The sequence below is a fragment of the Akkermansia sp. AE01SA01 genome, from assembly GCF_036417395.1.
In the GTDB taxonomy this organism is placed as follows: Bacteria; Verrucomicrobiota; Verrucomicrobiia; order Verrucomicrobiales; family Akkermansiaceae; genus Akkermansia.
Genome location: NZ_CP143890.1, coordinates 155,959 through 176,858, shown reverse-complemented (window position 1 = coordinate 176,858; position 20,900 = coordinate 155,959). Strand labels below are relative to the sequence as shown.

Sequence of the window (20,900 nt, the reverse complement as noted above, 5' to 3'; positions counted from 1 at the left end):
TTTCGTTTCCTGTTGAAATCCAGCACATGCCGACTTCATCTTCTCCTTGCCAGAAAAAGGGGCATCCCGTTCCCGTCATGTTTGCCGTCACTTCCTCCTGGCTTGTTCCTTTGGCGGTGACCCTTTATTCTCTCTGCCTTCATTCCAATCCCCGCCGCCTTTATGAAATCCAGATCGTTCATGACGGCCTGAGAGCTTCAGAAATGAAGGAACTGCACAAGGCCATCTCCGGCCATCCCCATATATCAATTCATTTTGCCACGCTCCCGGAAAAACTGTTCCAATCCCTCCAGAACAGGGATTGCGGCCGATTTTCCTCCCTGTCCTACGTCCGCCTTCTGGCTGCCGGCCTGTTTCCCCAGTATGACCGGCTCCTGTATCTGGATGCAGACATCCTGCTGAACGGAGACGTAGCTGAACTTTACGATACCGAACTTCAGGGAAAACCGATAGCCGCCGTCCGGGATTGCGCTGTCCTGCAGAGCATCTGCACGGGAAGGCTCGCGCCCCACCTGGAATGCCTGGACGGCACGGACGTAACTTTCCCCCTGCTGTACTGCAATACAGGAGTAATGGTCATGGATCTCTGTCAAATACGGCAAAAAGACATGGAAAATACTCTTTTCCGGATACTCCGCTCCCTCCCGGATTCTTTTCCGTACGGGGATCAGGACATTTTGAACATCGCCTTTCACGGCAGCATGATGCCCCTACCCGTAGAGTGGAATTACCACTTCCAATTCGAACTGCACCACAAAGGAATGCAGGCCTTCATCACCGGAACCGAATTCGAGAAAGTGCATGTCCTGTTCAACAACCGTTCATGGAAGCTGTTCCATCTGGTCGGCGACTACAAGCCCTGGCTCCCGCCGGACATGAAAAAGACTTACCACCGCCTCTACCTCTCCCTCTGGTGGCCGGCCGCCCGCCGGACTCCCGCATTCCGCGCCGAACTGCATTCCCTCTACCGGGAATTCACATGCCCCATCCGTTCCCGGATGCACCGCCACCAATGGAGGCTGCTCATCTCCCCCCCCAAAGTCTTCCGGAAACGCCGGATAAAGATCAAAGGTCTTCAACGACTGCTGGCCGTCTTTGACGGCATCTGGCAATAATACTATATTTTCAAAAATTTCCTTTTTTTTACCCTTATGCAATCTACATCAATCCATTCCCCGCACGGACAGGCTGCCGTTGCTGTCATGTTTGCCGCTACTGCGCCATGGACCGTCTGCCTGGCCGTCACCCTTCACTCCCTGTGCGCCCATGCCAATCCGGACCGGAGCTATGAAATCTGGATCGTCCACGACGGTCTGACCGGAGAAAACATACAGGAATTGCGTAAAGCCGTTGCCGCATATCCTCATGTGCTCCTGCATTTCAGCACGATGCCGGACAAACTGGCGGCTGTGCTGGACCACCGGGACGTCAAACGCTTCTCTTCCCTGGCATATGCACGTCTGCTGGCCGCCAGCCTTTTGCCCTCTCACAACCGAATAGTGTATCTGGATGCGGATACGGTCATCTATGCGGATGTAGCGGAACTTTATGATGCCGACCTCGGCGGAAATCCTCTGGGTGCCGTTCGGGACGTATCTGTACTGAGCAGCCTGATTGCAGGCTATCCGCGCCTCCAGCTCAGAAAACTGGAACCGCTCGGCCTGAGCAATCCCCGCCATTACTTCAACTCGGGCGTTTTGGTTCTGGATCTGGCCCTGATACGGGCGGAAAATGCGGAACCGCGCCTCCTTCAGGTGATTGAAGAATACAACGAACAACTGGAGCATCCGGACCAGGACGCCCTGAACATCGTGTTTCACGACCGGATATCCCCTCTCCCCGTTGAATGGAATTATCACTTCCAGTTTGAACTGAAAAAAGACGGCCTGGAAGCCGCAGCGGAGGGAACGGAATTCTCCGGCATTTCCACGATTTACGCCAACCGCTCATGGAAGCTCTTTCATATGATCGGCTCCAAAAAACCCTGGCTTCAGCCTGAAAAGACGGAAGAATACCTTATGTCCACGAATGTCTGGTGGGAAGCGGCCATGGAAACCCCTTCCCACCAGCCCTACGTAAAGAATTTGCTGGATGAATTCACACGCTGGACGCGCAAGCAGCTCCGCTACAACCAATGGCACCTTCCCTTCTCCTTCGGAAAGAATTTCCGCAAACGCCAGAAAAGAATCCGCTTGTTGAAACGTCTGCTGCACGCTTTTGAAAACGGCAGGGCATGATCGCGCATGTATGGGATGTACGGAACACGCTCCATCATTTTTCTTCACTGGGGAAGCTTGATGATTTCTCCTGCCTTTGGCTCCCGTTCCTTTAATTCTGGATTCAACCGGATGATCTCCTTCTTCCGTTCCTTATCTCCCAACTGATCCGCTGCAATGGAAGAGCGCGTTTCCCCGGCTTTCACCTGGTAATCGCGTGTCATGCCCTCCTGCTGATTCCGGCCATACGTCACATCTCCCACGTGAACCACCTGCTTTCTTCCGTCCAGACGGAACACGGACGTTTTGCGGATTTCCTCCGGGCGGCCGTAGTCCGTATATACCTCCGCATAGAGGGTAACGGGCGCCAGCATTTTTTGCGAATGGGTTCCGTAATAGTCCGTCTGGATTCTGTAGGGACCGGGAATTGCTTTGCGCACGAGGTATTCTTCCGGACCGTAGCCCTGCGTCACGTCACGGGAAAGATGACCGCCGGACTTGGTCAATTTATTACTGTAATAGCATTTTTCCCCGGTGGCGTCCGTCACCCACAAGTCCATGTCCGATGCGTCCGTATCCCAATTAATGACCACGCGCAAATCCGCTTCAACAGGCCTGATGAAGGCGGGGTCAATTCTTCTGGTATCCAAATCCAGCCCTTGGCCCTTGCTGCGGGAAAGCAGACGGTTCATTTCCACCAGTACGATTTGCTCTATACCGGTAAAACGTTCCGGCATCGGGCGGTCCAGCACCTCCTTGTACATATCGAACGCCGCCTGGGCTTCTCCCAGTTCGTCCAGCACCAGAGCCAGGTCCCGGTAAGACTGCGGTTCTTCCGGAAACAGGTTTTTTACAATCTCAAAAATGTATTTTGCCTGTTCCAGTTCCCCCATGTAGCGCAGCTTGTAGCCCAAAACCCGGAGCAGGGAACGGTTTTCCAGCTCCAGTTCTGCCAAATTGGAGAGAATTTGAATGGCAAGCGCCTTCTCCCCCTTTCCGGCAAACCAGTCCGCGCAGTCCATATAAAATCCGGGACTTTCTCCATACTGTTCCTTAAGCCTCATATACACTGCAACAGGCCGGTCGGCTGCCTCCAGGGCAGCCAGATACGGAGCCTTGGAATCCCATGCCTTCACATTGACCACGGGGGAACTGCCGGAACGGCTCTTTCTCAAAGCCCCTGCATTTTCGCTTAAGCTGCCAAACCCTCCGGCCGCACCGGAAATCGTCGGCAATGTTATTTTATCCGTATTTCCCGTAGCACTACCGGAGAAAGAATTTTCCTCTTCCAATCCCAACTCGGCGGGCGGTAAAAGGTCTCCTTCTTCGACAACCGTGCTGGCGGATACTCTTTCTGGAACTCCATTGACGCTATCAACCGCGAAATCGGCTCCAAAAGGATCCGAATTCTCATCGTTACCGGAAAACTGCATCACAGGAGAAGAAACAGGAACAGGAACAAACATGAAGGGATCGTCAGACGCGCCATCCACAGCTTCCTGCATGGCGGCCCTGGCTTTGTCAAAGGCGGCCCTGCAGGAGAAAACCATTCTGCGGCTAATACTTTCCAGCTCACGGCGGGCTGCTGCGTTATCAGGATCTTTTTTCAGCACATTGCCGAACAGAAGCACCGCTTTTTCATAATCGCCGACATCGCGGAATCCGGACGCCAGGGACAACATGCCCTGAACGCTTTCCGGCATCCCTACGGCATATTCCTTTTCCAGTTTTCTTTTCAAGGTCTGGCGTTCTTCTTTCGCCTTCGCGGCCTTTTTCACACCTTCCAGAGTATTCCTGAACTCTTTCAGGCGTTTCATGGCATACCTGTTTCCGGCATCCTGCTTCAATATTTTCTCATATGCACCAATAGCTTCCTCCATTTTTCCCTGCTTCCACAAAACTTCCGCCGGAACATATTTCACGCTGTCGTACCACTTCTGCAGCCGCTCCCAGGAGGCAAGATAAGTTTTCAATCTGTCAAGCCGGGCGCTTTCTTCTTTCAAGACTTCCCTCTTTTCTCCTTCCATCATCATTCTGTCATATTCAGCACGCAATTCCGGAGAAGAGGCAGAAGGCCGGACTCCGTATTCCAGGTACTGGTCCAGGGAATCCAGCACCAGCAGGGATGTGCCGGGAGTTACCATGCCGTATTCCATTCCCAGTTCCCTGACTGCCTCATCCCTGCCTCCGGAAGCTGGCTGGCGCATCAATTCGTTCAATTTGGCCTGGGCATACAAGGACCGCAACATGGTGCCTGGAAGGGCCCGATCCGTATCTACGCTTACCGGGATGTTCCTGTCCGGAACACCACCGCCGGAAACTTTTATTCCTCCCGTAAACACGCCTTTCCCTTCCAGTTCCGCCACCAGCAGAACGGAGCCCGCCGGAAGCCCGGGAGATTCATACCGGTGAAAAGCACCCCAGGGCATGTCTCCCTTGTCGTCAAAACCGGCATGTACCTCTCCGGAACGGACCTTTTCCATGGCCTGCTCCACCGTCTGGGTACTCAGGTCAAGAATCCGAAAGCCCATGCTCTTGAACAGGTTGACATCCTTGCGGGGAACGGCCACCACGGCATACGCCTCCTCCGGAAGAGGTGTGGTCCGCCCGGGAGCAGCGCTGAAATTGACCAATCCGTCACTCACAACCATGCAGGCCCCCTTGCGGTCCGCATAGAGGGCCGTGGCCACACCCAAATCCCCGGTAGCCCCGTCATAATCCAGGGCCTTCAATTCCCTGGACAAATCTTCCAGCCTGTCAGGAGCCACCGTGAAGGTTTTGGACGGCAAAACCCTGTCCCTCACTACGGTCAAACACAGTTCCACGCCTTTCCCAACGTTGCCGTAAGAAAGATAACTCTTTAAGAAATCAAGGACTTTCGTTACATCGATATCCTTCATGGAACCGGAGGCATCCCAAACCAGATGGATGAAACCGGGACATGCCCGGGCTTCCGTATTCACAGCCGCCTGGGACGGAGGAAGAAAAACGGCCGCATAAGACTTGCCGTTTGAAGACTCTACAAATACGGAAGCCTCTTCCGCTTTTTTTCCTTCCGCACGCGGCAGGGCTATGAACAAATCTTCCGTTAGGGACAAGCCTTTCCATTCCTTTTCCGCCAGAAACGCGCTGCTCCAGCCCTTGAATTCCACATTGTCCAGCGGGGAGGAAACGACGACCGGCTTCCGGCTGTTGAGTACTTCCATCCTCAACTTGAGGGAGTCCAGCTTTTCCTTGAAATTCATCGGAATCTGGAGGGAGGGAACGCCTTCGGCATTCTCCGGAAGAACACAGGAATAACGTAGCCGGATGGTGCGCGTGCCCCCCGCGGGAATGGGATAAACGCGTGTCTTGAACATGTTGCCGCCGGACCATTCCACCAATCCGGGATCAATCTGCCTGCGCACTTCATTTTCAAAGATGACACGGGCCTTTTTCTTGGGTACGGGGACGCCGTCCACCATGCGGCCGTTGATGTCCAGGGCATATCCCTGCACCGTGGCGCCGGCAGGCAGGGGATAGGCCAGTTCGCCTTCCATCACGCGGCTGTTGGGATTGCGGAATACCAGAGTCACTTCCGTTTCCGCCAGGTTTTCCATCACACGGGATTTGATTTCCGCCTGAACGACGGAAACGGGACTTTCCCCCTGGCGGCATTCCGTCTTCATGAAAGGGGGAGGTAGGGAAGGCAGGCGGGAAGCCGCCGTCTGGGCGGCAGCCACGCAAACGGCAACAACAGGCAGGCAGAAAAAATACAGCAGTTTCATGTCCAGGGTAGTCAGGGTGAGGAGATGAAAGAAGAACCAGCCTTCTTACATTCCAATCCCATTAACACATAAAGCTCCACATGACAAGTTGTTTGTTACAAATGCATCCCGGATTCCGCTGCAGGCTGTCCATAATCCAACTTCATGGAGAAGGAGGAAGGCCATCCCGTTCAGAAATGAAAACGGACGGCGGTGAACCAGGTCCAGCCGTTGAAACATTTGGCTCCGCCGCGCGCGCCGCTGGTAGCGGTGTATTCGCCGCCCACCATGAATTTCAGCATGTCCGGGTCTTTCGGGAACACATAATAATTCAACCCAAAGTAAAACGAATTCATCGTACTCACCCATTTGGGATAAGTCGTCACGGCGGGAACGTAGCGGACAAACATCTTAACCGCATCCCTTCCGTGGGAAAGCTGATACCGGAAGACGCCTTCCAGATGGGGGGAAAACCTATAGGAAGGCAGAAGGACAAGCCCGTAAACATTCTCTCCGTAGGCATCCCCCACCACACGGAAGCCGGACATCAGTTCCGTCACCATGGAAAACTTCCCCTGGGACATTACCCAGTCCATCGTCACCACATCCCTGGCCCCCAGCCCCGAATAGTAGGAGTCTTCCGGCAGGGCACGTCCCGCGTAATGGGTGAAATTATGCGCATAAGTCAGCCAGACACGGCTTTTCTCCCCCGGCAGAAAGCCGCGAGCATCCATATGGACGGAGGCTTTGGCAAAGGCATTGTCCTCCGTATTGAACTGGATTTCATGGGCCAGGCTGGTACTCGTGTCATTCAGGAAAACAGCCGCTTCCCACCCCACGGGAACATCCTGCCGCGGGTTTTCCAGCACGATGCCCCAGTTGGAAATGCTGCCGAGCTGGTTGACAAGGTCCGAACGTTCCAGAGTCTTGATCTCGCTGGCCGTCTCCCGGAATTCGGTCATCATCTTCGTAGTGATCTTTCCGGTGCGTACAAAAAAGGAGGGGTTGACCTTGTATTTGAGATAAAGCTCAAAAATGCCCCAGTCCGTCTTTGTGCGGCTCCACCGGCCGTTTTCCAGCTTGTACATGCCGTCCGTCTCCCCCATGTTGGTCAGACTGTGCAGAGTCAGGCGGTTTTTCAGGAAAACGGCTTCAAAGCCGATCTGAAGGCGCCGCCACTCATCCTCATGGCCGCCGGAACCCTTCCGGAATTTATTGGCTCCGGACGGAGCCACCCATGCCGCCTGATACTGTCCGGTCAGCAGAAGCTTGAACTGGTTTAAAAATTCCGAATCCTTGTTCTTGTAAAGATAGGGCATCTCCTTCAACCGGGCATAAAGCCCGTCCTCCGCCGGATGCTCGGGAGCCTTCACGGCAGCACCCGGTCCCGCAGGACCGGAGGCTTTCCAGGCGGAGCCTTCAGCCTTTGCAGTAACAGGCCCCAGAGCCAAAACCGCAAAAAGAAAACAGAAGATACGGGTACACATGTCTTCATAAGAAGACATGCCCTTGCCCTTGTCCTGTTGAATGCATGCCGGAAGATGCCAGGCTTACCGGACTGATAAATCCGGACAAAATTCTCCATTTCCGCCCTGCCATCAGGAAGGAGAAAATCGCCCGGCAGGCACGGTCTTACGGAGGCGGAAACGGACATTCTCCAACGGGGCGGCATCAAGGCCGGATATATCCAACATACTCATTATCAAAATAAAAAAAGAAAGAAAAATCATGCCGGCTCCCGTGTACCTGCAAACAGACGGAAACAAGGCAAGCACGCTTCCCTGCTCCCAACTCTTGCGAAACGCGTGGAATCATCCGCTACTCATGCGGCTTGTGCGGCTCCAGCATTTGCTGGCGCTCCCGCTCCTTGTCCTTGGCAAGCCGACGCGCCTCCTTGGTCAGGTACTGCTGCAGGCGGAAGGCCTTCTGGCCCTTTTTGCGCACAACGTGCTCGGAAGAGCCGTCCGGCAGAATGCTGCATGCCTGCACGTTATCCCTGAAGCAGGCATCCAGAATGGACTTGAGGCGCCGCGCCAGCCTGCCGTTGATCACCGGAACCATGAGTTCCACCCTCTTATCCAAATTGCGGGTCATCCAGTCCGCGCTGGCGATGAAGAGCTGATGGTTGCCGCCGTGGTGGAAAAAGAAAATGCGGGCATGTTCCAGATAACGGTCCACAATGCTGACGACGCGAATGACTTTCCCGTTGGGACGCGGCCCCGTTTTCAGACAGCAGATGCCGCGCACGTTCAGTTCAATGTCCACTCCGGCATCGGCGGCCCTGTACAGGGCGTCAATAATTTCCACATCCTGAAGGCTGTTCATTTTGGCAGAAATGCGTGCGGGTTCGCCCTGCCGGGCGCGCTCCGCCTCCCCCTCAATCAGCTCAATGAGACGGGCCTTCATCAGCGCCGGAGAGGGATACAGCTTGCGGAACCGCATGAGCTTGGTGCGGCCCGTCACGGAATTGAAAAACTGGGAGGCGTCCGCCCCGAGCTGGTCATCGCAGGTGAGGTAGGAAATATCCGTGTAAATCTTGGCCGTGACTTCATTGTAATTTCCCGTGCCGAAATGGCAATAGCGGCGCAGCATGCCCTGTTCCCTGCGTACGACCAGGCAGATTTTTGCATGGGTTTTCAGCCCCTTGACGCCATAAACCACCTGCACCCCGGAACGCTGGAGCTCCTCCGCCTTTTCCAGATTGCGCGCTTCGTCGAACCTGGCCTTCAATTCCACCAGGGCCGTCACCTGCTTGCCGCTCTCCGCCGCCTTTTTCAGCGCGGCCACAATGCGGGAATTCCTGGCGGTACGGTACAGCACCTGCTTGATGGCGATGACGTCCGGATCTTCCGCCGCTTCCTCCACCAGACGCAGAACCGGCTCAAAACTTTCATAAGGATGGTTGAGCAGAATGTCCCCGTTGGCGATGTTTTCAAAGATGCTGACGGCGGGATCCACCGCGGGCGATGGCTGCGGAGACCATTGTTCCACCTTGAGCTGGTCATTGCCGGGGGCAAAGGCCATTTCCATGAAGTCGGAAAGCATCAAAGGCCCCTTGAGGTCGTAGGTCTCCGCCTTGCCTGCGCCGACGATCAGCATGATCCGGTCATGAAGGGGAACGGGAGCGGAAGATTCTATTTCCAGCCGCACGCATTCGGAGAATTTGCGGGCTACAAGCACTTCCTCCATTTCATCCGCCAGGTCCAGCGCATCTTCCTCCTGCACGGCGATATCTCCATTGCGCGTGACGCGGAACACGGCGGCGGAAAGAACGGTTTCTCCCGGGAAAACGGAACCTATGCATTCCCGCACCAGGTCTTCCAGCATCACGTAGCGCTCCGTCTCCGCAGAGGGCACGGGAACGCGGCGCGGCAGGCCGTCCGGGAGGGCTACCACGCTCACGCGTACGTCCCCGGTCTCATTGTCCCGCAATTCCACCCCCATCAGGAGCTTGAGGGACGGAAGGGCCGGCGCTTCCGGCGCATCCATGTCCAACGGAGTCAGAAGGGGGAAAATCTGGTTGTTGAAATATTGTTCCAGCGTCAGCCTCTGGGAAGTGCTGAGGTCTTCCAGAGCCAGGGGATTAATGCCGTTGACTTCCATCCACGGCAGGATTTCCTCATGGAAAAGCCGGTACTGGTCTTCAATCATGCGCCCTACCCGGGTACGGATAGCCTTCAACTGGTGCATCGGAGTCATTCCGGAAATGTCCTTTACGCGGGAACCGGAATGCCTGAGCATTTGGAGGCCGCCCACGCGCACCATGAAAAATTCGTCCAGGTTGGAGGCGGTAATGGCCAGGAACTTGAGCCGTTCCAGAAGAGGAAGATCCGTCCTTACAGCCTGGTCCAGCACGCGCTGATTGAATTCCAGCCAGGAAAGTTCTCTGTTGATATATTCGTTAGACATGGGAAAAAGAGGATAGGGGTTCTGCAGCAGGGTCACCTCTGCGGGACCAGCACGACGTCATAGCCAAAAATATCCGCAAACAGGTCACCCTTCAGCCGCAGGGCCAGGTCTTCCACGGCGGTTTCCCGCACGCCCTGAAGTTCCAGCTCCAGCATCCGGCCGCGGATATGGGCTCTGACGCCGTTCACGCGCTGGGCGTGCCCGCGCTCCAGGGCATCCGCCACGCGCAGGATGGCGGCCATTTTCGCCACGCGCATGCGGTCCGTGAGTTCCAGCTCCCCGTACATGGGATCAGAATTGGAAGGAACCTCATGCCGGTGGTAGCGGGCCAGCAGAGCCACGGTTTCCACGTCGTCACGCGAAAGGCCAAAAATTTCACTGTTCAGAATGATGTACTGGGAATGAAGCTGGTGGTTCTGCTGGCTGATGAAAGACCCTACTTCATGGAGGATGGAGGCTACCTCCAACAGCAACCGGTCATGCTCCGAAAGACGGTGCAGGTCCTGGAGCTGGTCAAACATTTCCATGCACAGGTGCGCCACATGCTCCCGGTGCCCCTTGTCTGCCTTGTACCTGTCCGCCAGAATGCCGGCAAAGTGGAGCACTTCCGCCTCCAGATCCTCCGGATGCCGTTCCGCACGGATGAGACTGCCGAGGAATTCCTCCTCATAGCCGCTATCGGGAATAATGACGTCATTCAGGTTCAGACTGCGGGCAATCATTTCCGTCATCAACACGGCGGGCAGCAGGGAATCCACCCCGGCAAAGTCGGCACCGTAAACGTTCATGCGCTGCTCCATCGTGGTGCGGGACATTTTTTCAGCTTCCGCCACCAGCGCGGAACAGGAAACCTTGCCCTCCGCAGACGGATTCAGGCGCTCCCGCAACTGCTGCATTTCCTGCCCGATGACAACGAGGCCGGCCAATCCCTTGACGCCGCCGTAATCCAGGCAGATCTGGTCCACCTGCCCGCGCATGTGCTCCCGGAGCAGGGAAAGTTCCGTTACGTCGTCCCCATATTCGATTTCTCCGACGGCTTCACCCGTGCGGTGCGTTCCCAGGCGGTAGCAGGAATAGCGCATGATGCGCCCCTTCTGGAACAGAAGCACGCGGGTATTTCCCGGTCCGGTATGGACCACAAGCACCTTTTTCTTGCTGAATCCGGGATACCGGGCCAGCGTTTCCTGCACCTTCACATAAATGAGGCGCGTCATTTTGCCGTCGTCAATGCGCCGGCCGCGCAAACCGTGGGCCACATGCATCCGGTTCACGAATACATCCACATTATCCGCTTCCGAGATGATGTTAGAGATCATCAGCCGTACGGAAAGCCGGACGCCGGTTCCATATTCCTTGAGAATTTCCAGGTAGTCCCCGATGATCTGCACGCAACGGTCCATCGTATGGCGGGAAATGCGGTGAAGGCGGAAAATATCCCGGGCCATGGGAACGGGCTGCTGGAGGAAATCCAGCATGCGTATCCTGTTCTCGGCCACCTCCGCCACCATCAGGCTCATGGAGCTGGGCCCCAGGTAGATGACCGCCTGCGTTGATATTTCAGAATCCTGAGCCTGATCGCCTTGCATCATTGCCTTACCATGTATTGTTTCCCCTGCCGTACGACAAGAACGGCAGCGTGACAACAATGTCACGCCGGCCCTTCCAGCAAGCTGAAGAATAAGGGATTTGCCATTTGACGGCAAGAGATAAGCGCGGCTCACAACCAGCTTTTAGACATGCTTGTGGCGACGATGGGAGTTGAATCCAAAAATGATTAAAATTGCCATGTTGAAAATTCCAAACATTACACTGGTCAAATGGAACCGTATATCGGGCGAGGGTGTAGCCACCAAGAAGGAAAGAAGGTAAGCCACGGCCATTAAAGAAGTCGACTTCACAAATCGCAATTCTATTTCTCTCGGAGGGTGCCGCATAACTAATATAAAAAATGACGCTGTCAGCACCGAGAAAACATTGATGATAAAAACTACTCTTGAAACCGGTACCCAGTTAAAATATTTCCAGTTAAAGCTTTTATCGGAATAATGTTCATGAACAAGCATATTGCCGCACAACTTATGATAAATGAACATATGGGGCTCGGGCAATTTAACGTCAGGATAGTGCTTCCTGATTATATTGCATATACTTTCAGGCAGCATCCCTATGAATAAAAATTGCAGATAATTAATACTTCTTGTCGCCACAAATTCTCGAGGATGATTATTGATCGTTTCTTTCCACTGGCTACATAAATCAGAAAATTGCTCCTCCTTTGTTTTCCCGTCATTATTCCATCCATACCAATAAAGAGGGAACAATACTCCTTCCTCTTTAGATTGATCCTCAGTATTTTCTTTAGCAAGAAGCTGCGTACACAAAATATCGCTTTTCATCAAAACGCGAATAGGATACTCCCTGTCCACAGGCAAAACACTCTGAATCAGAAAAACGACAATTATCAGCAAGACGGATAAAAAGATCTGTCTCCAACGCCCCATTTTAACAAACTTTGGCAGTAAAGGAGTCATGTAACAAACCAAAAACGGCAATAATACCAAGGCATTGCTTCGATATGACAATGCATTCAGTATCAATAAAATACTCCCAATAAATATCCACACTGATTTAATACGTTTGCTTATCAAATAGGTGGATAGCCCCAGCAAAAATAATAGATTGGCATACAGAGCCAAATCCGTCCGAATGACAGTAAATGCAGTATAAGAATTAAGCATTGTCATGGGCAGTATAAACACAATCCAACGGTAACGAGTGGATGAGGAGTCCAGAGCTCTAACCAGAAATAAACATCCCACGCCCACTAATAAAATCCATAGATGATAAAAAAGCAGGAACACAAGTTTTACTGCTGTCGCCTGAAACCACGGCAATAGAGAGCACAAGGCGATCAACGGATATGACTTGAGAGCCAGAACAGGAGAATGTTGATCCGATAACTGCGAATAGTTGTCTACCATTCGTTGTGACGGAGAATAGCATGCCACAAAAACCAACAAGGTCACCACAATGACATAAAACGGCCAATACCGCAGGCAAAAGATTACTTTCCCCTTCAGGACTTCAAATATTGCCGCGCTGGCTCTCGGTTTATTTGGATTCATGGTATTCCTTTTCCGTATTGACATTCCATATATTGGATTTATCCATACGGCCAGAAATAATATTTTTGACCGCTTCCATAGCAGACAACATGGAATGATCCATATTGTTGTAGCGATGCATGCCATTGCGGCCTATTAAATACAAATTGGAAAAACCATCCAAGTATTCCCTGATTTTTTGAAACTGAGGATAAGTTCCAAAATAGGCCGGGTAAGCTTTGTTAATGCGGAATACAGTTTGATCAATAACATCTTTCTGATCGATAACGCCTATCTTTTCCAATTCCTCAATCGCAAATTGACAGAAATCTTTATCTTCCATCTTCCACAAATCGTCTCCTTCATTAACAAAATATTCCAAACCAATCCAAACAAAATTCCTGTTATGAACCAAATAAGGACTCCAATTGTTAAAAATCTGAAGTCTCCCCACCTTGACATCAGGTTCTTGAATATAAATCCAGTTATCGAAAACCACACCATCTTCACCCACACTGGTATTCATATATTTACTCTTGATCTTCAGTTTATGAAGCAATAGCCCTGCAGTCATAAAATCCCTGTAAACCAATCCCGCAGCAACATGCTGCACAGGTTCGGGAACTGGAATATCCATTTTTGCAATAAGCTCTTTTACCGGCATGGTGGAAATAACGTAATCAGCGTAAATTGTTCTGTAGGTTTGAGCATCCAAAGACAAAACTTCCACCCCTGCAACACGATCTCCTTTTAACAGAATTTTGGCAACTTCCTGGTGTAATTGTATAGACACGCCTAATTGGGAGGCTTCGCGGCCCACTTTTTCCCACAACTGTCCCGGTCCCAATTTTGGATACCAAAACTCCTCAATCAATGACGTTTCCGTTTTTGTTCCTTTCAGCTTTTTCCAAAAAAACAGTTTCTGACACGCATGGCCCAGGACTTTGGCCACAGATACTCCCTTGACACGCTGAGAACCCCAGTCAGCGCCTATTTCCCTGCAGGGCACCCCCCAAACCTTGGCTGTATAATCTCTGAAAAACGTTTTATAAAGTTCCTCTCCAAAACGGTTTACGAAAAAATCTTCCAACGTTTTTTCCTCCCGTTTATGAAAAACAGAATAAAGATAGGAACACCCCATCTTAAACACGCGCATCATACCCAGGTTCCTTATTGTCTCTACACTTAGGGAAATCGGATAAGCGAAAAATTTTCTCAAAAAATAAATCCGGGACAATCTGGACCTAACCAGCATAACCTCTTCTTCCTTTTCCGGATCAGGGGTTTCTCCGTCCCCCGTCAAGGCAACCCGCCGTTTGAGAGCAATATCATCACAAGATGGAGCTCCTTGCAGAGGGAGCATGTTTTTCCACCAGTCCATTACTACCCTTGATTTGGAAAAGAACCGATGCCCACCGATGTCAATGCGGTTACCCTGATACATCAGTGTTCGGGAAATTCCTCCAAGCTGCTTCTCCTTTTCCAAGACAACTACATGAAATTTTCCTGTTTTTCCAAGCTCATAAGCAGCCGTTAACCCGGCAGGACCACCTCCGATAATCAAAACTGTTTTCATTAAAATTATCAATATAAAATGTATTTCCTAACTCCAAAATTCCATATTAGCACAACGGAGGTAGTCAGGCACTTGGATATTTCCACAGAAATAAGACATTGACCTACAAACAACCACATCAACAATTGCGTTAACAGGAGTCCCACGATGCCTATGAAAGCAAAAATAATAAATTCGATAGCAGGTTTTGAGCCTATTTTCCGTCGCTCAAATACCCATGTATTACTTGCAATATACACAACCACTAACCCAGCCACAAAACCAAAAGCTGAAGATACCAAGTAATATAATCCGAAAATTCTAAAGCATATAACAAGAATTCCAAAATCAATAAAAAATCCAATTCCGCCAACAAGCAAATACCGTAAAAAAACGTTCCATAACGCTTTTATATTGCCGTCCTGTTGGCAAAATAATCTCATTCGTTCAGTAAAACGGATTTAAAATTTATAGTCAACAGCAAATGATACGGACAGGACTCACCGAAAAAACTGGTTGAAATCACTAACATACATGCCTACAAATAACTAAAATTACTATTTATCAATCAATATCCTGTATGCCCCCAATAAGGGAACTAGGCGTGGAACAAACCGCTTCATGCAGAAAAACAGCCCCGCCAGCACGCTGAAAATGACAGGCACCAAGCAAAGCCAGAAAACGTCCCAGGAGGTTCCCTTCAGCGTGATCCAACCGCTTTCCCGCAACAGGATAATAACAATGTAATGCGTTCCGAAGATGAAGAAGCAGGCCGGCGCAAGCCCCGCCATCCATTTGGCGGAGCGCGGGAACCACTCCGTAAACAGAATGGCCAGGGACATCAGGCCCAGCATACCCAGCGCAATGAGCATGGAATTGTGCTGGTCCCTGTGGCCTACCAGCCACCAGGTAAGCACCAGCGTGCAGAGAAGGAAAGCTACGGCATGGCGGCGCACGGCGGCCGTCAAATCCGGCAGGGGATAACGGGAAATAAACATCCCCAACAGGAAAAAGCCGAGGCTGTTGGCAATCGGATAGTCATGGTCCGCCAAATCCAGCGCAAAATAGTTCAGGGAAAGCATGAGCAGCCCCATCCAGAGCAAATAGCTCCCCAGCCGGTGCAGGAGAGGGGCAATAGCGGTATAAATGATGATGTCCCGTAGAAACCACATGGGAGCGTCCACAGGATGTCCCGCAATGCCCATGCAGCGAGCAAATGCCGCCAAGGCGGGCCAGAAACCGCTCCCCGGCTCCCCGCGCAGCCACCCGTACAGGGGGACGTAGGATTCATAATATTCATGCAACGGGGACCAGCCGATCAGGACGACCGCCGTCAATCCCCAGATCAGGTAGGGGCGCAGCAGAAACCAGCTGCGTTTCCACAGGAAAAAGCGCCCATCCAGAGAACCGAACGAACCGCGCCCGACAAAATATCCGGCAACCAGCAGGAAGAAAGGGGTGCGCGCCGCCAGAAACTCCGCCCAGACCCAGCGGTAGAGTTCCGCCGAATAAAAAGCCATGTGATTGGCAATGATCAGGAGGCAGGCAACGACCCGCGCCACATCCACCCAGACCATGCGATGAGTAGCCGTTTTTTCAAAAATCACGGAATCGGGAATGGGAGCGGCGGGCGTCATGATTCCCTTTCCGGCAGGATTTTTTAGAGGGGGGCAATCCCGAGCTGTTCGGGAAGCGCGATCCGGGGGCGCTCCGTCACAATGAGGGGTGCGCCGTCCGTCACGATGACAGTATGCTCAAAGTGGGCGGAAGGCTTGCCATCCGCCGTGACCACCGTCCAGCCATCATCCAGGATTTTGACGGAAGGCCTGCCGGCGTTCACCATGGGTTCAATCGCCAGAGCCATGCCTTTTTTCAGGCGCGGCAACTTGTAATGGGGGCGGTAATTCGGAATCTGGGGCTCCTCATGCAGATGACGGCCTATGCCGTGTCCGACAAAGTCTCTCACCACCGTAAAGCCGCGGGGGCGCACAAAGGCTTCCACCGCGCCGCACACGTCTGCCAGGAGAGCCCCGGGCCTCACCAAGTCAATGGCGCGGAACAGGGATTCCTCCGTGGCAGCCAGAAGGCGGAGCGTTTCAGGAGCCACCATGCCCACAGGCACAGTCATGGCATTGTCCCCATACCAGCCGTCCACAATGGCACCCACGTCCAGGCTCACAATGTCACCATTTTCAATACGGCGGGGGCCGCCGCTGCCGTGCACGACCTCCTCATTCACGGAAATGCAGAGCTGGCCGGGAAAACCGCGGTACTGGTAGAAGGCGTTGCCTACCTTGTATTTTTTGAAAATTTCGCGAGCAATGTCGTCTATTTCCCGCGTCGTGCGGCCCGCGTGGACCTCCGCCCCGATCTCCATCAAGATTTCCGCCGTAACGGCACCGGCTTTCTGCATTTTGGCGATTTCACCGGGAGACTTGATGTGGATTCGTTCTGCCATGAGATTCGGTTTTCTATTGTCGGTACTCCTCCAGCTTGCAGGCCAGATCCCGGGAAACCTCGGCAGGTTCCCGTTCCTCAGTCACGGTCATCTTGACCACCATGCCGCGCGCTTCGTAATATTTGGCCACTGGAAGGGTCATGGCCTCAAAGTCTTTCCAGCGGCGGGCGAAGGCTTCCAGGTTGTCATCCTTGCGGGAGACCATCTTCCCGCCGCATCTCGTGCACACTTCATCGGGAGTCTGCACTACGTAGCCGCAGGTGGAGCATTCCCGACGACGCAAAATGCGCTGTTCGATGAGCTCCCTGGCTACGTCCATCCAGACAACCACGTCCACGGCGGTTCCGCGCTGGGTCAGGAAATGGTCCAGAGCTTCCGCCTGGGCAACAGTACGGGGATAACCGTCCAGCAGCCATGCATCGTTGTCCACCTCGGAAAGCCAACCGCGCACCATATCGTTGACGATCTCGTCCGGCACCAGCATAGCCTTGTCCATATAGCTGAGCGCCTTGCGGCCCAGCTCCGTGCAGGATTCAATCTCCCGGCGCAGCATGGAACCCGTGCTCAGGGAATTCAGATTGAAAGCATCGGTCAGGAACCGCCCCTGGGTTCCTTTCCCGGATGCGGGAGCCCCAACCAGAATAAAATGCTTGAGATCCTTCATATCTGTCACTTTCAGAAAGGTTGTAAAGCTCTGCTTCACTGCATGGCATTATATGCTACGGCGCCAGCCAACACAAGCACGGCGATGATAACCCACATCACAGCGACCGTGCGGCTGCCTGCGGCAGAGCCGGTGCCCTGCACATGGCCGTACTTGCCCTTAAGCTTGCCTTTCTTCAAGAAGCCGTCGTAGTTGCGGGAAAGAAGCGTGGTTTCCACCTGGCGCATCATGTCAAGCAGCACGCCGACGAGAATCAGAAGGCTGGTGCCGCCGAAAAACTGGGTAACCAGGTAGGGAATGCTGCCGCCGATGTTCAGCAGGGACGGCAGGAAGTAAATGAGGGTCAGGAAGGCGGAACCGGCAAAGGTCAGCCTCTGCATGGTCTGGTCCAGGAAAAGGGCGGTGGGGGGGCCGGGACGAATGCCGGGGATATAGCCGCCGTTGCGTTTCAGGTCTTCCGCAATCTGGGAGGGCTGGAACATCGTAGCCACCCAGAAGTAGGAGAAGAAGAAGATCATGAGACCGGAAATGATGTAATAACCGGAGGAAGCAGGGTTCATCCAGTCGCTCATCTTGGTCGCAATCCACTGCAGCGTGGTGTTGTAATGGGCGATCTGGGAAAAGAGCACCTGCGGCAGGGACAAAATGGCCGTGGCAAAAATGACGGGCATCACGCCGGAATAGTTGAGCTTGAGCGGCAGGTACTGCGTGGCTCCGCTGAACATCTTGTTGCCCATGACCCGCTTGGCGTACTGCACGGGTATTCGCCGCTGGGCCTGCGTCACCGTGACGACAAGGGCCACGACAATGATGAGGAAGGCTATCAGGGCCACAAGCAGCATGGCGCCCATGGGAACAACCGCTCCATCCTTGTACACGAGGGTTTTCCACGCCAGAGTGACCGCACCGGGAAGGGCGTGAATGATGTTGACGGAGATAATGAGGGAAACGCCGTTGCCTACCCCCCGTTCCGTGATCTGATCACCGATCCACATCAGAAACATGGTGCCGGCCACCATGATGAGCACGGTCATCAGCGCAAACTGCATGCCGGGGTTGATGACAAGTTGGCAGTCTGCGGGAATGTTGAGGCCAAGGGATTTCAAGCGCTCCGGATGTTCCAGGGTGCCTACCAGGAACCAGCCCTGCACAATGGCAATGACAATGGCAATGGCGCGCGTCCACTTGGTCATTTTCTGGCGGCCGCCTTCCTCCCGCACCATCTTGGCCCACTGGGGAACCACGGCGGAAAGGAGCTGGGTCATGATGGAAGCGGAAATGTAAGGCATGATGCCGAGGGCAAAAATGCCGCACTGCTGCAAGCCGCCGCCGGAAAAGATGGTCAGGACCGTAGCCAGCCCCGCTCCGGGGCCGCTGGCATTGGCGGAGGCCTCAATCACCTTTTGCAGCTCCATGACGTCAATACCCGGCAGGGGTATCTGCACCCCGAGGCGGACAACGACGATCATCGCCAATGTGAACAAAATCCGGTGCCTGAGCTCCGGTACTTTCATGGAGTTTGCAAATGCGGATATCATGGTCCTGTTTTATAAAAGTTGTCGGGCAGCTTGGAGTTCCTGTCGCGGCGGCTTGTACCCGGGGCATCCATGGGAGCCGCAACAGTAAACACAATGATGCGAACCGGGTCAAGCTGCATGACCCGGTTCGCCAAATGTGATTAGGCTTCGCTAAGCACAGTGACGGAGCCACCGGCCTGGGCGACCTTTTCGCGGGCGCTGGCGCTCACGAAGTCCACGACCACGTTCAAGCTCTTGGTCAGAGTCCCGTTGCCGAGAAGTTTCACGGCGTCACAGGGGCCCTGGACAAGCTTGGCGGCGCGCAGGGAGTTTTCATCAACCGTAGCGCCGGCCTCAAACACGCGTTCGAGCTGGGAGAGGTTGACGATAAGGATTTTGTCCTGGAAGCGGGTGTTGTTGAACCCCTTCTTGGGCAGACGGCGGTGAAGGGGCATCTGGCCGCCTTCAAATCCCGGGCGGATGGTGCCGCCGGAACGGGCCTTCTGGCCCTTATTACCTTTGCCGCAAGTCTTGCCAAGACCGGAGCTTTCCCCGTTGCCAAGGCGCTTCTTGCGGTGCTTGGCGCCCGGATTGGGCTGGATAGAATGAAGCTGTAACATGTTATTTACAATGGTTGGGTTGTCGTGGAGGCGGCGGCACGGGCAGCCGCCTCCTTGTCAAATTAGATAGCCTTTTCCTTCTTTTTGCCGCGGTCGGCAAGCACCTGGTCGCTCGTACGCAGGGAAGCGAGAGCCTGCAGGGTGGCCTTCACCACGTTGGCGTGGTTGGAGGAACCCAGAGACTTGGCAACGATGTCGCGCACGCCGGCTGCTTCCAGCACGGCACGGATGGTGTTGCCTGCGATCAGACCGGTACCGGGGGAGGCTGGTTTCAGGAGCACCTTGCCGCCGCCGAATTCGGAGTAAACTTCGTGCGGAATCGTGCCGTTGACGATGGACACGGGACGAAGCTGACGCTTGGCGGACTCCGTAGCCTTGCGGATGGCGTCGGCCACTTCGTTAGCCTTGCCGAAGCCGAATCCTACGCGGCCTTCCATATCGCCGCTCACGACGAGGGCGGAGAAGGAGAAGCGACGGCCGCCCTTGACGACTTTGGCGCAACGGTTGATGAACACAACCTTTTCAGCCAACTGGGGACCTTCTTCAACAGGAGCTTCAGTCTGGGGACCACGGCGTCCGTCACGGCGCGGACCGCGGCCATTCTGACCGTCACGACGGGGACCGCGGGGGCCGCGGAAGTCACGACCGGCAGGTGCGGTTTGCTGCGCTTGGGCGGGAGCGGGAGCTTCCGTAGCAGGAGCAGTGTTTTCCGTTTCGTTATTCATTTAGGGAATCTTTCAATTAGAATTTCAAACCAGTTTCACGGGCGGCGTCGGCCAGGGCCTTCACTTTGCCGCAGAACTTGAACCCACCGCGGTCGAAGACGACTTCGGTGACGTTGGCGGCCTTCGCACGTTCGCCGATCAGGTTGCCCACCTTGACGGCGGAAGCGCAGTTGGCGAGTTTGGAAGGATCGGCGATGGAGGCATCGGCCGTGGACGCGGAGCAGATTGTCTTGCCTGCCGTGTCGTCGATGATCTGGGCATAGACGTGACGGTTGGAGAAGTAGACAGCCAGCCGGGGGCGGGAAGCCGTACCGGAGAGCTTTCTGCGGATGCGGCGGTGCACCTTGGCGCGGACGGCTTTGCGATTGATAGTACTCATCGTGTAT

The 20,900-nt window shown here is 53.8% G+C and carries 15 protein-coding genes; 2 read left to right on the top strand and 13 right to left on the bottom strand.

Annotation, left to right across the window (positions count from 1 at the left end; translation table 11 throughout):
- Nucleotides 1-26: 26 nt before the first annotated feature.
- Together V3C19_RS00715 and V3C19_RS00710 are read left to right on the top strand one after the other, a co-directional pair.
- Nucleotides 27-1,115, top strand: a complete 1,089-nt coding sequence (locus V3C19_RS00715; protein WP_302389227.1) for a glycosyltransferase family 8 protein — start codon at nt 27-29, stop codon at nt 1,113-1,115.
- A gap of 36 nt (nt 1,116-1,151) precedes the next feature.
- The gene (locus tag V3C19_RS00710) at nt 1,152-2,237 is read left to right on the top strand and encodes a glycosyltransferase family 8 protein (protein WP_295934509.1); all 1,086 of its coding nucleotides are present in this window, start codon (nt 1,152-1,154) and stop codon (nt 2,235-2,237) included.
- A 44-nt stretch (nt 2,238-2,281) separates the two neighbouring features.
- On the opposite strand, the gene V3C19_RS00705 is transcribed toward V3C19_RS00710, so the two are convergent.
- From V3C19_RS00705 to rplR, 13 genes are all read right to left on the bottom strand, one after another.
- Nucleotides 2,282-5,983, bottom strand: a complete 3,702-nt coding sequence (locus tag V3C19_RS00705) for a VIT domain-containing protein (protein ID WP_295934511.1) — start codon at nt 5,981-5,983, stop codon at nt 2,282-2,284.
- A 170-nt stretch (nt 5,984-6,153) separates the two neighbouring features.
- Complete coding sequence (locus V3C19_RS00700; RefSeq protein ID WP_302691384.1) at nt 6,154-7,449, bottom strand: hypothetical protein; 1,296 nt, start codon at nt 7,447-7,449, stop codon at nt 6,154-6,156.
- A 331-nt stretch (nt 7,450-7,780) separates the two neighbouring features.
- Nucleotides 7,781-9,871: a polyphosphate kinase 1 gene (gene ppk1 / locus V3C19_RS00695; protein ID WP_295934515.1), complete on the bottom strand. Its 2,091-nt coding sequence runs from the start codon at nt 9,869-9,871 to the stop codon at nt 7,781-7,783.
- A 32-nt stretch (nt 9,872-9,903) separates the two neighbouring features.
- The gene (locus tag V3C19_RS00690; protein WP_130084385.1) at nt 9,904-11,460 is read right to left on the bottom strand and encodes an HD domain-containing protein; all 1,557 of its coding nucleotides are present in this window, start codon (nt 11,458-11,460) and stop codon (nt 9,904-9,906) included.
- Nucleotides 11,461-11,601: 141 nt separating this feature from the next.
- Complete coding sequence (locus V3C19_RS00685) at nt 11,602-12,996, bottom strand: hypothetical protein (RefSeq protein ID WP_295934517.1); 1,395 nt, start codon at nt 12,994-12,996, stop codon at nt 11,602-11,604.
- Nucleotides 12,983-14,551: an NAD(P)/FAD-dependent oxidoreductase gene (locus tag V3C19_RS00680; RefSeq protein ID WP_295934519.1), complete on the bottom strand. Its 1,569-nt coding sequence runs from the start codon at nt 14,549-14,551 to the stop codon at nt 12,983-12,985. Before V3C19_RS00680 ends, V3C19_RS00685 begins: the two co-directional genes overlap by 14 nt.
- 536 nt (nt 14,552-15,087) lie before the next feature.
- Nucleotides 15,088-16,167: an acyltransferase gene (locus tag V3C19_RS00675; RefSeq protein WP_130084389.1), complete on the bottom strand. Its 1,080-nt coding sequence runs from the start codon at nt 16,165-16,167 to the stop codon at nt 15,088-15,090.
- Between the two features lie 23 nt (nt 16,168-16,190).
- Entirely contained in the window at nt 16,191-16,988 is a 798-nt protein-coding gene (map, locus tag V3C19_RS00670) for a type I methionyl aminopeptidase (protein WP_130084390.1), read from the bottom strand.
- Between the two features lie 13 nt (nt 16,989-17,001).
- The gene (locus tag V3C19_RS00665) at nt 17,002-17,652 is read right to left on the bottom strand and encodes a nucleoside monophosphate kinase (RefSeq protein WP_130084391.1); all 651 of its coding nucleotides are present in this window, start codon (nt 17,650-17,652) and stop codon (nt 17,002-17,004) included.
- A gap of 35 nt (nt 17,653-17,687) precedes the next feature.
- Entirely contained in the window at nt 17,688-19,166 is a 1,479-nt protein-coding gene (secY, locus tag V3C19_RS00660) for a preprotein translocase subunit SecY (protein WP_205068523.1), read from the bottom strand.
- 164 nt (nt 19,167-19,330) lie between these two features.
- On the bottom strand, nt 19,331-19,789 hold the full coding sequence (gene rplO / locus V3C19_RS00655) for a 50S ribosomal protein L15 (RefSeq protein WP_130084393.1): 459 nt from the start codon (nt 19,787-19,789) through the stop codon (nt 19,331-19,333).
- 62 nt (nt 19,790-19,851) lie between these two features.
- Nucleotides 19,852-20,514 carry a 30S ribosomal protein S5 gene (rpsE, locus tag V3C19_RS00650; RefSeq protein ID WP_205068522.1) on the bottom strand — a complete coding sequence of 221 codons (663 nt, stop codon included), beginning with the start codon at nt 20,512-20,514 and terminating at the stop codon, nt 19,852-19,854.
- A gap of 16 nt (nt 20,515-20,530) precedes the next feature.
- A complete protein-coding gene (rplR, locus tag V3C19_RS00645) occupies nt 20,531-20,893 on the bottom strand; it encodes a 50S ribosomal protein L18 (RefSeq protein ID WP_130084394.1) in 363 nt (120 codons plus the stop codon).
- Nucleotides 20,894-20,900 lie beyond the last annotated feature (7 nt).